We start from the raw sequence: 14,720 nt of genomic DNA, 5'->3' as shown, positions 1-14,720 counted from the left end.
AATTTATTGAATTGACTTAGCTAGCGCCATGGCGGCCACATATCCGGAACTCCAGGCCCATTGTAGGTTATAGCCGCCGAAGTCTCCGTCCACATCCATCACTTCGCCAGCCAAATAAAGCCCAGGTACTAGCTTGGATTCCAGCGTTCCTTCGATTATTTCCGACGTATCGATGCCGCCAGCTGTCACTTGTGCATTCGTAAAGCCATTGGTATCCGTCACTTTAAATTCCCAGCGCTTCAAGATTCGATAAAATTTCTCCTTAGTTTTCAACGACAGAGCCTGGCAAAGCAGCTGTGGCTGCTGATCTAAGCCGGTCTCCTTGAGTAGGACCGTAACAAGCTTCTTGTTAAAGATGCCAACGAGAGAATCTGCAACCGTCCGGTGTCCAAAAGTCTCCCAGAGCCTTTCTAAAAACTCAACTAACTCTTCCTCCGTGCGGCCAGGCATCAGATCCACCGATAATTTCACCTGTTCTCCTCTTGCAAGATGATACGCAGCCTTCCTGCTTAGCTGGAGAATTGGCGGACCAGTAATACCATAGTCCGTAAAGGCAATTTCGCCCTGTTCACTGCCGATGACTTTACCGTTTACAATAATATGAGCTTGTCCCTGAGATTTGATAGTGGACAGTGCTCTCATATTAGGATATTGCAGCTTCAGTTGCACAATGGCCGGTAAAGGCTCAATCAGGGTGTGTCCCAGACGTTCAGCAAGTGTATACCCAGGAGGTTCTTTTCCCGCATTTGGACCGGCAAGGCCACCCGCAGATAGAAGTAGATAGTCGCTAGTATAAACAACCTCCTCCTCTGTCTCCGTTTGGCATTTTATCTTGAAGCGCGGATGATTCTTCGAAACAGTAACATCCAACACTTTGTTATTGAGGTACACCGGAACATTCCGATCCTCCAGCGCAAGCTGGAAAATATCCAGCACCGCTGCTGCCTGCAGCGACATCGGATACATCAAGCCATCCTTCAATCTTGTAAGCGGAAGCCCGAGAAAGGAGAAAAAATCTATGGTCTGACGGATGCCAAATTGCTGCAATACCGCAAGTGGAAATCCGGCCTGATTACTGTGATACTTGCGCGATAAAGCGATTGCTTCATCTGTACCCGTTGCAGTGGATTCATTTGTAATGTTGCAGCGCCCATCACCTGTCATTAATATTTTCTTTCCAATCCGGTCGTTACTCTCCAGAATGGCAGTATCGATACCCATATCACACGCAGTAACAGCGGCCATTAATCCAGCAGCACCTGCGCCGATAATAAACAGCTTGTGGTGCATAGAAGTCTGATTCTCATACATGGTTGATCAATGCATCCTTTATTCCAATTTTTCTAAAAGCACAGAAGCACTTTATTAAATTATAGCATAAGTGTACTGGTTTTCATTTATCTCCTTATGTACTCATCACATCTTAGGTTAGCCTTTTATCCCTTGACTGCAATTTAGTCCATAAACAAGAAAAAAACCGCTTTATCAGCGGGTTTCAAATAGAGCCTAGGAGTCGAACCCCCTGTCCGAAGATAACGGCACATAAGCTTCTACGAGTGTAGTTACTGTTTTGATGTCCCCTAGAAGCATTCTATCCAATATTTGATAAGTCATTCTGATTAAGGAGACTGATCATAGGAATAACTCCTTAGTATAGTGATCCAATTATATAAGTTAATCCTGAATATATCGGTTTTTCACAGTGCTTCTTCAATACGCAGAAAGCACCTTTGGCGCTACAGATGATGGCTGGATCCAAGCAACAATTATGATCACCAACCACAACGTTGAATAAAGAACGATAACCTTATGTATGCTACCAGAAGGTTTACTAAAGTTTTTAGAAGTTGCTAATTCCCTGCGGAATCAAGATACGCTTCAGCTTCTTCTATCGATTCGTACAAGTTTGCAATATCTTTAAACATACGATTCATTTGCGTTTTGTAGAACGCGGTAGGCGCAACATACACCCATTTATGTTTTGTAGAGATTCCAGCTTTCACAGCATCTTCACCAGTTGGAGCAAGAATTGCCATCACCTCTTGCTTAAATACCAGGCCACCAGTAATTACAGTCATACCTGTAAACCCTCGCTTAGTTTTCTTCAGTACTTTCGGAAATTGTTCTGCGTACGCAAAGGCATCCTCAACTTCCATACCGTCCGATGTTACAATAATTCTGTTTTTATTTTTAACATAATCAATAGTAAAACTCATAATAGTAATTCCTCCGAATGTTTTTGCTTTTGAGTGCTTAATGCCATAATCTAATCTTATATCAGTTCGAGCTCTTATAGATGTAGTTTCGGAAAATGTGCCACTAATTATTAACTTCAAAGTGAATGATCTAATTTTAGACGTAGACAACATGTCTACAAAAATGAATATATTAGTTCCCCATAATTCATTGTCTGCATTCGGTCTACAATTCAATCACTAAACAGCAAAAAACCGCTATCTCAGCGGTTTTTTGCTTATGGAGCCGAGGGAAGTCGAACCCCTGTCCGAAGATAACGGCACATAAGCTTCTACGAATGTAGTTACTGTTTTGATGTCACAAAATTCATGACTCCCACCAGAAAATTGTTTACGGTGTAGTTGTAATTCTAACTCAAAACTGTGCTATAGCGAAAAATCGGTAACACCCTTTTTATAGGAAAATTTAAGACTATATGTTTCTTCTTTTCCATAGGGCATTGTAGCAATTTTTATACGAGTATAATCAAGCCTGCTATCTCTTAACACTCTCTTTATCAAGGCTATACTCCGTTCTTCTTCCGTAATGATACAAAATATATTAAGAGCATATTTTTTCGGGTCGGAAATGCATTTACCCATATCAAAGCCATCAACACAACCTAAGTTAGTATCTACTAGAGATATGTCCAGGTATTCCATGACTTTATCTCTTAACCAGTTATCACGTTGGCTTCCTTTTTCACTTTTTAGAGGATACTGTACTACTAACCAAAATTTCTCACTCATTCATAATCACCAGCCAATGAAGAGATTTATTATAATAATTATAACAAAGAAACTTTGCAAAAGGGTACCGTTAACCATAGTATGGGAACCATCCTCATGCGGATGGTATTCGTGGTGGTAGAGAAATCTTTTGCAGTTTAAAAATATGCATACCAAACATTCCGAGACCACATAGTAGACATGATAAACCACAAGTACACATTTGAGGAATTGGCTGAAATCATTAAAAGGCATTGCCTAACTTTAATTATGAGGATACAAAAAAGCGACCCCTAAAGGTCGCTTTTTCTAAAACTCCATATGGAGCCGAGGGGAGTCGAACCCCTGTCCGAAGATAACGGCACATAAGCTTCTACGAGTGTAGTCACAGTTTTGATGTCACCCGAGTATCGCCCCGTAACCGGCTATACGTTGGGTCAGCCTGATTGTCTTCTTCAGCTCACCGCAGGCGGAGATGAGACAGCGTATCCCACTATTTGTTAGCCCCTATCCCTGTCACATGGGCGATGCAGAGTAGAAGCACGCACACAGTTTCTTAGGCTGCGAAAGCGTAGTTGTTTTGTTGTTTGCCGTTTAATAGGCTTTAGCGTTGATGAAGCGGACGCGTCCCCACTACTCGCTACTCATGCTCGAACTACCCCCGTCGAATCCAAGAACGGCCCCTCATTAAAAAGGGCGCTTCGGATCAAGCGGATCTTCCAAGCAAGAGAGATCCAATCTACAGCTTCTTATTCAAGAAAACTGTAACGAAGCAATAACTAACTTACTTACTCAGTATAGCACATTTATCAACACTTTAACACGTGGGTTAAAGGAATTGAAGGTTGAAACTGGAACTCATTTGAATCGTCTAGTTCTCCCAGATTATCTGGCGATCTTTTGCTTATCACGCAGTACACGCTGGATATCACGTTGAGCATCTCGCTTGGCAGCCGAGTCACGTTTGTCATACTCTTTTTTACCTTTACCAAGACCAATCAGCAGCTTCGCATAGCCATTCCGCACATAAATCTTAAGTGGCACAATCGTAAACCCATCTCGCTTGGACAAGCCCAGCAGTTTATGAATTTGCTCCTTATGCATTAACAATTTACGTGTGCGTGTGGGATCGGTAGGATTGGCACGGTTACCTTGTTCAAAAGGGCTGATATGCATGTTGTGAATCTGAATCTCGCCATTACGGATCGTAGCAAAAGCATCTCCAATATTAGCGCGGCCATTACGCAGCGACTTGATCTCTGTACCCGTCAGCACCAAGCCAGCTTCATAAGTATCCTCGATAAAATAATCATGGGAAGCTTTCTTGTTCTGGGCAAGTACTTTCCCGTCTGCTTTTTTACCCATGAGAATCACTCCTTGAATCATATTCATAAGTTAAAGTAACCATGTCTGTCTAATCTTAAACGACACAGCCATCGAACGTCTGATCTATATTGTAACAAATGGAATCAAGTGAGCGCAAGGAACCTTCAACCAAATATACTTCACCTAATTTGTCATAGAGTTGTCAGTAATATTACCCAATATCTAGCATTTGTTACAAAAAATCATTAAGCTGCATCTATTCGACGCCTATTCAAATAGTGCTGCTTTTACCTATACTGTGCAATCCTATACTGTACCTATCCTATCCTCTACCTATTCACTTGCTATCACCTACGTTTTTCTATATAAATGTATTTCGTGCAACTATTTAAGCCTTATCACCGCCAAAAAACTAATTAGTTGCACTTTCTGCAGCTAAAAAAGCGAAATCAGACCAATTAAAGGTAACTGATCAGATTTAAATGTACAAAATACAACTAACTGCCACTTTTACTACATAACCCAAATTTAACTGCACATAATGCAATTAACCAAGTTGATTATTAGTTAAAAAGCACCGCCACAGGAGGGACGGTGCTTAGTATCGTTATAGAGTTATGCAGCGCATAACCGTCATTTATTTCTTTTTACGCTTACGTGGTGCTCCTTCTGGAGCGCCGCCATTATTGTCACTTCGTTTAGAAGTGACTTGCTCAGATGTCTCTACGTTGCCTGGTGTCACGGACTGGCCGATGAACACCCCGCCCTTGGTTTTCTTTTTGCGGCGGCCTTTGCCTGTAGGAGCGCCGTTACGGCCTTCTCCACCGCCAAAGTTACCCCCGCGATCCTCGCGGCTGCGGAACTTCGTGCTGCCGTCCACGCCCCGCGCTTCGCCGCCGGAGGAGTCGGACGCAGGAGCGCCGTATCCGCCTTTGCCGGAGCCAAAGCCGAAGCTGATGCCGCGTCCACCACCGGCACCGCCGGTGTCTCCGCCGCGGCCTCGCCCGCCGCTGCGCTCACGCGGCGCGCCTGCGTTGCCGCCGGCTTCGCCTCCGCGCTCTGCGCCCGGCGCAGCAACCACCCGGCTCGCATCCTCGCCGGCCTCGCGCCCGCGCTTCCGCTTACCGCGTCCGCCCGCTGCGCCAACACCGGCCGCTTCGCGCGGCCCATCACCGGCGCGCACACCTGCGCCCGGCTTGCCCTTGCCCGCGCCTGCAGCAGCGCCGCCGGGCTTGCCTTTACCGCCGCGTCCCTTGCCCGCGGCGCCTTTGCCCCCGGCCGGCTTAATGAAGCCGCCGCCCGAGCGGCCGCCCTTGCCTCCGCGGCCGCCCGCAAAGCCGCCGCCGCGGTGCTCACCAGGCGCGCGTGGCTTCATGTCGACCAACTCGAAATCGATCGTGTGGTCATCCATATTTACTTTCGCGACTCGGATCTTCACCTCGTCACCAATGCGGAACACACGCGATGTGCGCTCGCCAATGAGCGCCATATGACCTTCGTCGAAGTGATAATAATCGTCGCTCATTGCACTGAGACGAATAAGACCTTCGACGGTATTATCCAGCTCGATGAACATTCCGAAGCTGGTCACACTGCTGACCATAGCCTCGAATTCCTCGCCTACTTTATCCTGCATGTATTCTGCTTTCTTCAGTTGCTCCGTATCGCGTTCAGCTTCTACCGCCACACGCTCGCGTTCCGAAGACTGCTGAGCAATGTCAGGCATCCGGCTAGACAAATAATCATGCCGCTTCTGGGTCAGTGCCCCTCCATTCTCAATCACTTCACGCATTACGCGGTGAATGACCAGATCGGGGTACCGGCGAATTGGAGAAGTAAAGTGAGAATAATATTCCGCAGCCAGTCCGAAATGGCCCGTGCTCTCTGCATCATACTTTGCCTGCTTCATGGAACGCAGCATCATCGTACTGATGACCGTTTGTTCCTTTGTGCCTTGGATTTGCTCCAACAGATCCTGCAAAGCACGTGGATGAACCGAATTGCCACGGCCCTTCACGTGATATCCGAAGTTGGCCGCAAAAGCCATGAAATTCTGCAGCTTCTCTGGGTCTGGATCTTCGTGAATCCGGTAAAGGAACGGAACCTTCAACCAGTGGAAATGCTCAGCAACTGTTTCATTTGCCGCCAGCATAAACTCCTCGATAATCTGTTCCGCTACAGAACGTTCACGCTTCACGATATCTACAGCCTTGCCGTTCTCATCCACGATGATTTTGCTCTCTTCAAAATCAAAATCAACCGCACCCCGGCGCATCCGCGCATCGCGCAGCTTCATCGCCAATTCTTTCATGAGGCGGAAATCGTCAATCAGTGGACTATAACGTTCCAGCAGCTCTGGATCTTCGTCTTCGAGAATTTTACGAACATTGGAGTAAGTCATTCTCTCTTTGGTGCGAATCACGCTCGTAAAGACATCGTGCTTCACAACCTTCATTTGCTCGTTAAATTCCATTTCACAGGACATTGTTAACCGGTCTACCTGTGGATTCAAGCTGCAAATCCCGTTCGATAGACGGTGCGGCAGCATCGGAATAACCCGGTCTACTAAATACACACTACAACCGCGATCATAGGCTTCTTTATCCAGCTCAGAGCCTTCACGCACATAATAACCTACGTCTGCTATATGGACGCCCAACTTGTAATGTCCATTCTCCAAGCGCTGTACGTTTACCGCATCATCCAAATCCTTAGCATCTTCGCCATCAATCGTAACAATGTTCAGTCCGCGCAGGTCGCGTCTTCCTTGCTCCGCAATCTCCTCTTCTGTAATTGAATCAGGAGCGCTATCGGCTTCATCCAGTACTTCAGCTGGAAATGCCTCAGGTAATTGATGTTTGCGGATAATGGAAAGAATATCAACACCCGGATCATCCTTATGTCCGAGAATCTCAATAATTTCACCTTCTGCCGCTGCTCGGCCTTCCGGATAACTCACAATACGCACAACGACCTTTTGACCATCAACAGCACCTTTAAAGGATTGTTTCGGAATAAAAATATCACGATTAATCCGCTTATCATCAGGCAGCACAAAACCATAGGTCTCCAGGTTCTGAAATACACCTACCGTCTGCAACACGCCACGTTTTACAATACGTACTACTTCGCCTTCCATACGTCCGCCGGACGGACTTTTAGAGGTAATACGAATCAGAACGATATCGCCATTCATAGCTCCCTTAAGATCATTTGCATGGATATATACGTCAGGATGATCACGATCATCCGGGATTAGAAAAGCAAAACCCTTCGCATGTGCTTGTAAACGTCCACGCAGCAAATCCATCCGTTCTGGCACGCCATAACGTGCAGTACGGGTTAATACAATTCTTCCATCCTGCTCTAATTCAATCAGCAGTTCCTCGAACTTTTTAAACCCCTCGCTATCCTCTAGAGCAAAATGACTCACCAGCTCTTCATAAGTCATTGGTTTATATGCAGTTTCCCGCATGAAATCGAGTAATATTTCTTGTGTTATCATGTTCGTCACCCCAGCCCTCCGCGGCTTCAAGCCGCTGGCAAATATGTATATCTTGTCCTGCCATGCAGTAATGCCAAGTAAATTTTACCTTTACTACTTCATACCCTAGTATACACGAAATCAATCCTGCGCATCCCTGTTACTGTCATCCAAAGGTTAACACAGTACAAAATTTCCTTTAAATGCTGAAATACATCCATGCCGACTGCAGGTTTACTTCCTATCGATCCAGCCTTTTTCTTTGCGAATATGAAAAGAAAAGCACCCTTAGGTGCTTTTTAACTCCTTTTAATATAACAAAAAAGCCTCCGCTCTATTCCATTTAGAACAGAGCGAGGGCTTACGGTAGATCTTTTAGTCGATTAGAACTGCAGCTAGAATCGCCATGATAAAGAAACCAGCAGCAAGTCCAACAGTTACACGTTGTAGTACGAGCTCCATACCACGAGCTTTTGTTTTACCAAAGAGATGCTCAGCACCGCCAGAGATGGCACCGGAAAGACCCGCGCTTTTCCCCTTTTGCAGAAGAACGACCGCAATAAGACCGACGGAAAAAATCAGGAGCACAACTTTCAAAAAGATATCCATTCACTTCCACCTCCTACGCCTAAGCATCACTATCTATGGTAATTTAGGTTATCACGATACATAAACAGTATTCTTATTTTATCATAGCGCTGTCGGTAATACAACAGCTTAGACTGTTAAGTCGTAGCTTTTCTTGCAAGATAAGGATAAACCTATTGAAGTCTATCTTCTTCAAATCATAAAAAAGACCCGCCATAACGGCGGGTCTTAGAAGTCTGCTATAAAAGCAGATTATCTTTTGAGGTTGTAGAAGGATTTCAGGCCGTTGTATTGAGCCAATTCACCCAACTCATCTTCGATGCGAAGCAATTGGTTGTATTTAGCAACACGGTCTGTACGGGAAGGAGCACCTGTTTTGATTTGACCAGCATTAGTCGCAACAGCGATGTCAGCGATTGTGCTATCTTCGGATTCACCGGAACGGTGGGAGATAACTGCTGTGTAACCAGCACGTTTAGCCATTTCGATAGCATCAAAAGTTTCAGTCAATGTACCAATTTGGTTAACCTTAACCAAGATGGAGTTACCGATACCTTTTTCGATACCTGTTGCAAGACGCTCAGTGTTAGTTACGAACAAGTCGTCACCAACCAATTGGACTTTGTCGCCCAATTTTTCAGTAAGCAATTTCCAGCCATCCCAGTCGTCCTCGGACATACCGTCTTCGATTGTGATGATAGGATATTTTTCAACCCATGAAGCAAGAAGGTCAACATACTCAGCGGAAGTGTAAGATTTACCTTCGCCAGCAAGGGTATATTTACCGTCTTTGTAGAACTCAGTGGAAGCAACGTCCATACCCAAGAATACGTCAACACCTGGTTTGTAACCAGCTTTTTCAATAGCTTCGATGATTGTAGTGATTGCTTCTTCATTCGAACCAAGGTTCGGTGCGAAACCACCTTCGTCACCAACAGCTGTGTTCAGGCCTTTGGATTGAAGTACGGATTTCAAGTTGTGGAAGATTTCAGCACCTGTGCGAAGAGCTTCTTTGAAGCTTGGAGCTCCTACAGGAAGAACCATGAACTCTTGAACGTCGATGTTGTTATCCGCATGCTCACCACCATTGATGATGTTCATCATTGGTACTGGAAGAGTTTTAGCGTTGAATCCGCCCAGGTATACGTACAAAGGAATATCCAAAGCTGCTGCAGCTGCACGAGCTACTGCCATGGATACAGCTAGGATTGCGTTAGCGCCCAATTTACCTTTGTTAGGAGTTCCGTCCAAAGTAATCATCAATTTGTCGATGCCCACTTGGTCAAGAGCGTCCATACCGATAACTTCTGGAGCGATGATTTCATTTACGTTCTCAACAGCTTTCAGAACGCCTTTACCCATGTAACGGGATTTGTCGCCATCACGAAGTTCTACAGCTTCGTGAGCACCAGTGGAAGCGCCGGAAGGAACGATAGCGCGGCCTTTAGCACCGGATTCCAGATAAACGTCAACCTCTACTGTAGGGTTACCACGGGAGTCAAGGACTTCGCGAGCATATACATCAGAAATAATAGTCATGTAAGTTAATCTCCTTTTAACATTGTTTTGGTCTTACTTGTATAGCTTAAAATCAAAGGCGTTATACCTTACCTTACTTACGGCTAGCAATCATGGATTGTCCGGTCATTTCCGCAGGTTGAGGAAGTCCCATCAAATCTAGGATTGTTGGTGCTACGTCTGCAAGAATACCGGATTCACGCAATACAACATTCTCAGTAGTCACGATGAACGGAACAGGATTGGTTGTATGAGCTGTGAACGGGCGACCGTTCTCGTCAAATACCATATCTGCATTACCATGGTCAGCGATAATAATTGCAACGCCACCTTTGGCAACAACCGCATCCACTACTTTACCCACACACTCATCCGTCACTTCTACAGCCTTGATTGTTGGTTCCAGCATGCCGGAGTGTCCAACCATATCAGGATTGGCAAAGTTAAGAATGATAGCATCCTGTCTTTCCGCTTCGATTTCCGCTACGCAGGCTGCAGCCACTTCGTATGCACTCATCTCAGGTTGAAGATCATAGGTTGCCACTTTAGGAGAGTTGATTAAGATCCGGGTTTCACCAGGAAGCTCCTCGTCACGTCCACCGCTGAAGAAGAAGGTTACATGCGGATATTTTTCAGTTTCCGCGATGCGCAGTTGCTTCTTGTTTTGTTGAACAAGCACTTCACCCAATGTGTTATCCAGGTTCTTCGGTGAGTAGGCTACATAACCTTGTACCGTTTCGCTGAAAGTAGTTAGGCATACGAAGTGCAGGTTTTGCGGGAACAAAGGACCACGGTCGAAACCGCGGAAATCTTGATTCGTGAACACTTGTGACAATTGAATAGCACGGTCAGGACGGAAGTTGAGGAACACGACGGAATCGCCGCTCTCTACTGCCGTTACAGGTTTGCCTTCACTGTCTACAATTACACTAGGTTCAACGAATTCATCAAATACCGAGTTTTCATAAGATGAAGTGATGGCTTGCACAGCATCCGTGTATTTAGGACCTTCACCATAAACCATAGCACGGTAGGCTTTCTCTACACGTTCCCAACGTTTATCACGATCCATTGCGTAATAACGTCCGGACACCGTTGCAATTGTACCCACGCCAATCTCTTCGATTTTAGCTACTAGATCTTGGACAAACTTCTTCCCACTATCAGGAGCTACGTCACGGCCGTCCATAAAAGCATGGATATACACTTCATGCATATCTTCTTTTTTAGCCAGGTCAAGCATAGCAAACAGGTGGTTAATATGGCTATGTACCCCTCCGTCGGATACAAGCGCATATAGGTGAAGCTTTTTGCCAGTGTTCTTAGCATTTCTCACTGCACTAACCAGGGTTTCGTTATCGAAGAACTCGCCCTCGCGGATCGATTTATCGATACGAGTCAAATCCTGATAAACGATCCGGCCTGCACCAATATTCAAATGCCCTACTTCGGAGTTGCCCATTTGCCCTTCCGGAAGGCCTACAGCTTCACCGCAAGCAGTGAGTGTAGTGTTAGGATATTGTTTCAGGTAACGGGCATAGTTAGGTTTGTTGGCTTGAGCAACGGCATTACCTTCTGTCGTTCCACGCAAACCAAAACCATCCATGATGATCAAAGCTACGGGTTTTGGAGCTGACATCTTACTTCGCCCCCTCAACCAATTGAACGAAGGAATCCGGTTGTAAGCTGGCACCGCCAACAAGCGCACCATCGATGTCGCTTTGGCCCATGTACTCAGTTACATTCTCAGGCTTCACGCTGCCGCCGTATTGAATACGAACAGCTTCAGCTGTTGCTGCATCATACAGATCTTTTACAAGACCGCGGATGTAAGCAATAACTTCGTTAGCATCTTGGGAAGTGGAAGATTTACCTGTGCCAATAGCCCAGATAGGTTCGTATGCAATAACAACTTTTGCTGCTTGCTCGGCACTAAGACCTTGGAATGCAGCTTCAGTTTGTACTTTACATACTGCTTTAGTTTGATCAGCTTCACGCTCTTCGAGCTTTTCGCCAACACATACGATAGGAGTAATTCCGTGACGGAATGCAGCATGCATTTTCTTATTCACGATTTCATCCGTTTCGCCAAAATAAGCACGACGCTCAGAGTGGCCAATGATAACATAGTCCACACCAAGATCACTTAGCATTACACCACTGATCTCGCCTGTGTAAGCACCGTTATCTTCAAAGTGTAGGTTTTGTGCACCAATCTTGATGTTAGTACCTTTTGCAGCTGCTACAAGTGCAGGCAGGTTAGTAAATGGAGCGCAGATTACAGTCTCAACGCCTTCTACTTCTGCTTTGCCTTTAATTTCAGCAATAAAGCTTTCTGCTTCAGGAACTGTTTTGAACATTTTCCAGTTACCTGCAATAATAGGTGTTCTCATGACTTATGTTGCCTCCTTCTTAGGTCTTACTTATCGTTCAGTGCTTCTACGCCAGGAAGCGCCTTGCCTTCCATGAACTCAAGGGATGCACCGCCACCAGTGGAGATATGATCCATTTGATCAGCCAGGTGGAATTTCTCTGCTGCTGCTGCGGAATCTCCGCCACCAATAACAGTGTAACCTTCAGTAGTTGCACAAGCTTTTGCTACTGCAAGTGTACCTTCAGCGAATTTATCGATTTCGAATACGCCCATAGGTCCATTCCAGACAACCAGCTTGGAGTTCTTGATAATATCGGCATAAAGTTCACGAGTCTTAGGTCCGATATCAAGTCCTTCCCAACCTTCTGGGATTTCATTGTAATCAACGATCTTAGTGTTAGCGTCAGCACCAAATTTATCAGCAACAACAACATCAACAGGAAGCATGAAGTTTTTACCAAGTGCTTTTGCTTTTTCGATGAATCCAAGAGCAACGTCAAGTTTGTCGTTGTCTACTAGTGATTTACCGATTTCAAAGCCTTGTGCTTTAGTGAATGTATAAGACAATCCACCGCCGATCAGGACGTTATCAGCCAAAGACAACAAGTTATCAATAACATCAATCTTGTCTTTAACTTTCGAACCACCGATGATCGCAGTGAAAGGACGTTCTGGGTTAGAAAGAGCTTTACCAAGAACGGACAATTCTTTCTCCATCAAAAGACCGGATACAGCCGGCAGGAAATGAGCGATACCTTCTGTCGATGCATGTGCACGGTGAGCCGCGCCAAACGCATCATTAACAAACAAATCAGCCAGTTCAGCGAATTGTTTAGCCAGTTCAGGATCGTTTTTCTCTTCACCTGGGTAGAAGCGAACATTCTCAAGTACAAGTACGTCGCCTTCGCCTAGCTCAGCGATTTTTGCTTTTACAGCTTCGCCAATTGCTTCGTCAGCTTTAGCTACTGGTTTGCCAAGAAGCTCGGACAGACGTTCAGCAGCAGTAGTCAAACGCATGGAATCTACGAATTCGCCTTTAGGACGACCCATATGACTCGCAAGAATGATCTTTGCACCGTTCTCGATCAAATATTTAATGGTTGGAAGTGTTTCGCGAATACGAGTATCATCAGTAATTTTACCGTCTTCTACAGGTACGTTGAAATCCACGCGTACAAATACGCGCTTACCCTTTACTTCTACATCACGGACGCTTTTTTTGTTCATGATTAATTCCTCCACACCCAAAATTGTTTCTAGCAGGAAACAAGAAATACATTTAGAAAGAGCGGAAACAAGGAATTTCTGTTTCCGCTCTATAGATGTTGCTTATATCAAGTCAATTACTTAGCGATTTTAGCGAATTTCTCCAAAGTACGAACCAATTGTGCAGTGTAGGACATTTCATTGTCATACCAAGCAACAGTTTTAACCAGTTGTTTGTCGCCAACAGTCAATACTTTAGTTTGTGTAGCATCGAACAGGGATCCGAAAGTCATACCTTTGATGTCAGAAGATACGATTTCATCTTCAGTGTAACCATAAGTGTCTGGATCGGAAGCTGCTTTCATTGCTGCGTTGATTTCTTCAACAGTAACGCTCTTATCAAGAACAGTTACAAGCTCAGTCAGGGAACCAGTTGCAACTGGAACACGTTGAGCTGCACCATCCAATTTACCTTTAAGTTCTGGAATAACCAGACCGATTGCTTTAGCAGCACCAGTAGTGTTAGGAATGATGTTCTCAGCTGCTGCACGAGCGCGTCTGAAGTCACCTTTAGCATGTGGAGCATCCAAAGTGTTTTGGTCGCCAGTGTAAGCATGAATTGTAGTCATCAAGCCTTCAACGATACCGAACTTGTCGTTCAGTACTTTTGCCATTGGAGCTAGGCAGTTAGTTGTGCAAGATGCGCCGGAAATAACAGTCTCAGTACCATCAAGAATGTCATCGTTAACGTTGTAAACGACAGTTTTCATGTCGCCAGTAGCTGGAGCGGAGATAACTACTTTCTTAGCTCCACCTTTCAAGTGTTTTTCAGCTGCTTCTTTAGTTGTGAAGAAACCTGTGCACTCAAGTACGATATCAACGCCTAGGTCGCCCCATGGCAATTCTTCAGGGTTGCGGTTAGCAAGAACCTTAACTTCTTTACCATTGACTTTGAAGAAGCCATCATGCACTTCAACATCACCTTGGAATTTACCTTGAGTTGTATCATATTTAAGCAAATGAGCAAGCATCTTAGCGTCAGTCAAATCGTTGATTGCTACCACTTCGATACCTTCTACATTTTGAATACGGCGGAAAGCAAGGCGTCCAATACGTCCAAAACCGTTAATTCCAACTTTTACACTCATTGAATAGTTCCTCCTAGAATTCGTTTTATTTATTCAAAACAGACGGTGAGGTCTGTCATGACAACAATGTTAAGTATGATGCAAGAAGTATGTTATTGCCTGCAATCTAAAAA

11 protein-coding genes and 1 other RNA gene are annotated in these 14,720 nt (G+C 45.0%); all 12 read right to left on the bottom strand.

Translation table 11 applies throughout. The features are described from left to right. Positions 1–3 precede the first annotated feature (3 nt). Entirely contained in the window at positions 4–1,311 is a 1,308-nt protein-coding gene (locus NYE72_RS00975; RefSeq protein WP_143760541.1) for an aminoacetone oxidase family FAD-binding enzyme, read from the bottom strand. A 539-nt stretch (positions 1,312–1,850) separates the two neighbouring features. After that, complete coding sequence (locus NYE72_RS00970) at positions 1,851–2,216, bottom strand: hypothetical protein (RefSeq protein WP_036687158.1); 366 nt, start codon at positions 2,214–2,216, stop codon at positions 1,851–1,853. A gap of 405 nt (positions 2,217–2,621) precedes the next feature. Further along, positions 2,622–2,984, bottom strand: coding sequence for a hypothetical protein (locus NYE72_RS00965; protein ID WP_036687156.1), 363 nt, complete (start codon positions 2,982–2,984; stop codon positions 2,622–2,624). A gap of 298 nt (positions 2,985–3,282) precedes the next feature. Continuing rightward, positions 3,283–3,647: a transfer-messenger RNA gene (gene ssrA, locus NYE72_RS00960) on the bottom strand. 201 nt (positions 3,648–3,848) lie between these two features. Then, positions 3,849–4,328: an SsrA-binding protein SmpB gene (gene smpB / locus NYE72_RS00955; protein WP_036687155.1), complete on the bottom strand. Its 480-nt coding sequence runs from the start codon at positions 4,326–4,328 to the stop codon at positions 3,849–3,851. A gap of 598 nt (positions 4,329–4,926) precedes the next feature. Continuing rightward, positions 4,927–7,794: a ribonuclease R gene (gene rnr, locus NYE72_RS00950; protein ID WP_339212041.1), complete on the bottom strand. Its 2,868-nt coding sequence runs from the start codon at positions 7,792–7,794 to the stop codon at positions 4,927–4,929. 354 nt (positions 7,795–8,148) lie between these two features. Next, complete coding sequence (gene secG / locus NYE72_RS00945) at positions 8,149–8,382, bottom strand: preprotein translocase subunit SecG (protein WP_036687153.1); 234 nt, start codon at positions 8,380–8,382, stop codon at positions 8,149–8,151. Between the two features lie 231 nt (positions 8,383–8,613). Further along, positions 8,614–9,900, bottom strand: a complete 1,287-nt coding sequence (gene eno, locus NYE72_RS00940; protein WP_036687130.1) for a phosphopyruvate hydratase — start codon at positions 9,898–9,900, stop codon at positions 8,614–8,616. Between the two features lie 73 nt (positions 9,901–9,973). Further along, a complete protein-coding gene (gpmI, locus tag NYE72_RS00935; RefSeq protein WP_339211100.1) occupies positions 9,974–11,518 on the bottom strand; it encodes a 2,3-bisphosphoglycerate-independent phosphoglycerate mutase in 1,545 nt (514 codons plus the stop codon). Between the two features lies 1 nt (position 11,519). Next, positions 11,520–12,272, bottom strand: coding sequence for a triose-phosphate isomerase (gene tpiA / locus NYE72_RS00930; protein WP_339211098.1), 753 nt, complete (start codon positions 12,270–12,272; stop codon positions 11,520–11,522). A gap of 26 nt (positions 12,273–12,298) precedes the next feature. After that, a complete protein-coding gene (locus NYE72_RS00925; RefSeq protein ID WP_036687122.1) occupies positions 12,299–13,480 on the bottom strand; it encodes a phosphoglycerate kinase in 1,182 nt (393 codons plus the stop codon). Between the two features lie 116 nt (positions 13,481–13,596). Continuing rightward, positions 13,597–14,607: a type I glyceraldehyde-3-phosphate dehydrogenase gene (gene gap, locus NYE72_RS00920; RefSeq protein ID WP_036687120.1), complete on the bottom strand. Its 1,011-nt coding sequence runs from the start codon at positions 14,605–14,607 to the stop codon at positions 13,597–13,599. Positions 14,608–14,720: the final 113 nt, after the last annotated feature.

The sequence above is a fragment of the Paenibacillus sp. FSL L8-0333 genome, from assembly GCF_037965665.1.
In the GTDB taxonomy this organism is placed as follows: Bacteria; Bacillota; Bacilli; order Paenibacillales; family Paenibacillaceae; genus Paenibacillus_AQ; species Paenibacillus_AQ odorifer.
The sequence above is the reverse complement of the archived record's forward strand: the minus strand, read 5'-3'. Positions and strand labels throughout refer to the sequence as shown.

Excerpts from the sequence above, each read along its gene's own strand:
- NYE72_RS00975 (WP_143760541.1), bottom strand. The coding sequence starts at position 1,311 with ATGTATGAGAATCAGACTTCTATGCACCACAAGCTGTTTATTATCGGC.
- NYE72_RS00970 (WP_036687158.1), bottom strand. The coding sequence starts at position 2,216 with ATGAGTTTTACTATTGATTATGTTAAAAATAAAAACAGAATTATTGTA.
- NYE72_RS00965 (WP_036687156.1), bottom strand. The coding sequence starts at position 2,984 with ATGAGTGAGAAATTTTGGTTAGTAGTACAGTATCCTCTAAAAAGTGAA.
- smpB (WP_036687155.1), bottom strand. The coding sequence starts at position 4,328 with ATGGGTAAAAAAGCAGACGGGAAAGTACTTGCCCAGAACAAGAAAGCT.
- rnr (WP_339212041.1), bottom strand. The coding sequence starts at position 7,794 with ATGATAACACAAGAAATATTACTCGATTTCATGCGGGAAACTGCATAT.
- secG (WP_036687153.1), bottom strand. The coding sequence starts at position 8,382 with ATGGATATCTTTTTGAAAGTTGTGCTCCTGATTTTTTCCGTCGGTCTT.
- eno (WP_036687130.1), bottom strand. The coding sequence starts at position 9,900 with ATGACTATTATTTCTGATGTATATGCTCGCGAAGTCCTTGACTCCCGT.
- gpmI (WP_339211100.1), bottom strand. The coding sequence starts at position 11,518 with ATGTCAGCTCCAAAACCCGTAGCTTTGATCATCATGGATGGTTTTGGT.
- tpiA (WP_339211098.1), bottom strand. The coding sequence starts at position 12,272 with ATGAGAACACCTATTATTGCAGGTAACTGGAAAATGTTCAAAACAGTT.
- NYE72_RS00925 (WP_036687122.1), bottom strand. The coding sequence starts at position 13,480 with ATGAACAAAAAAAGCGTCCGTGATGTAGAAGTAAAGGGTAAGCGCGTA.
- gap (WP_036687120.1), bottom strand. The coding sequence starts at position 14,607 with ATGAGTGTAAAAGTTGGAATTAACGGTTTTGGACGTATTGGACGCCTT.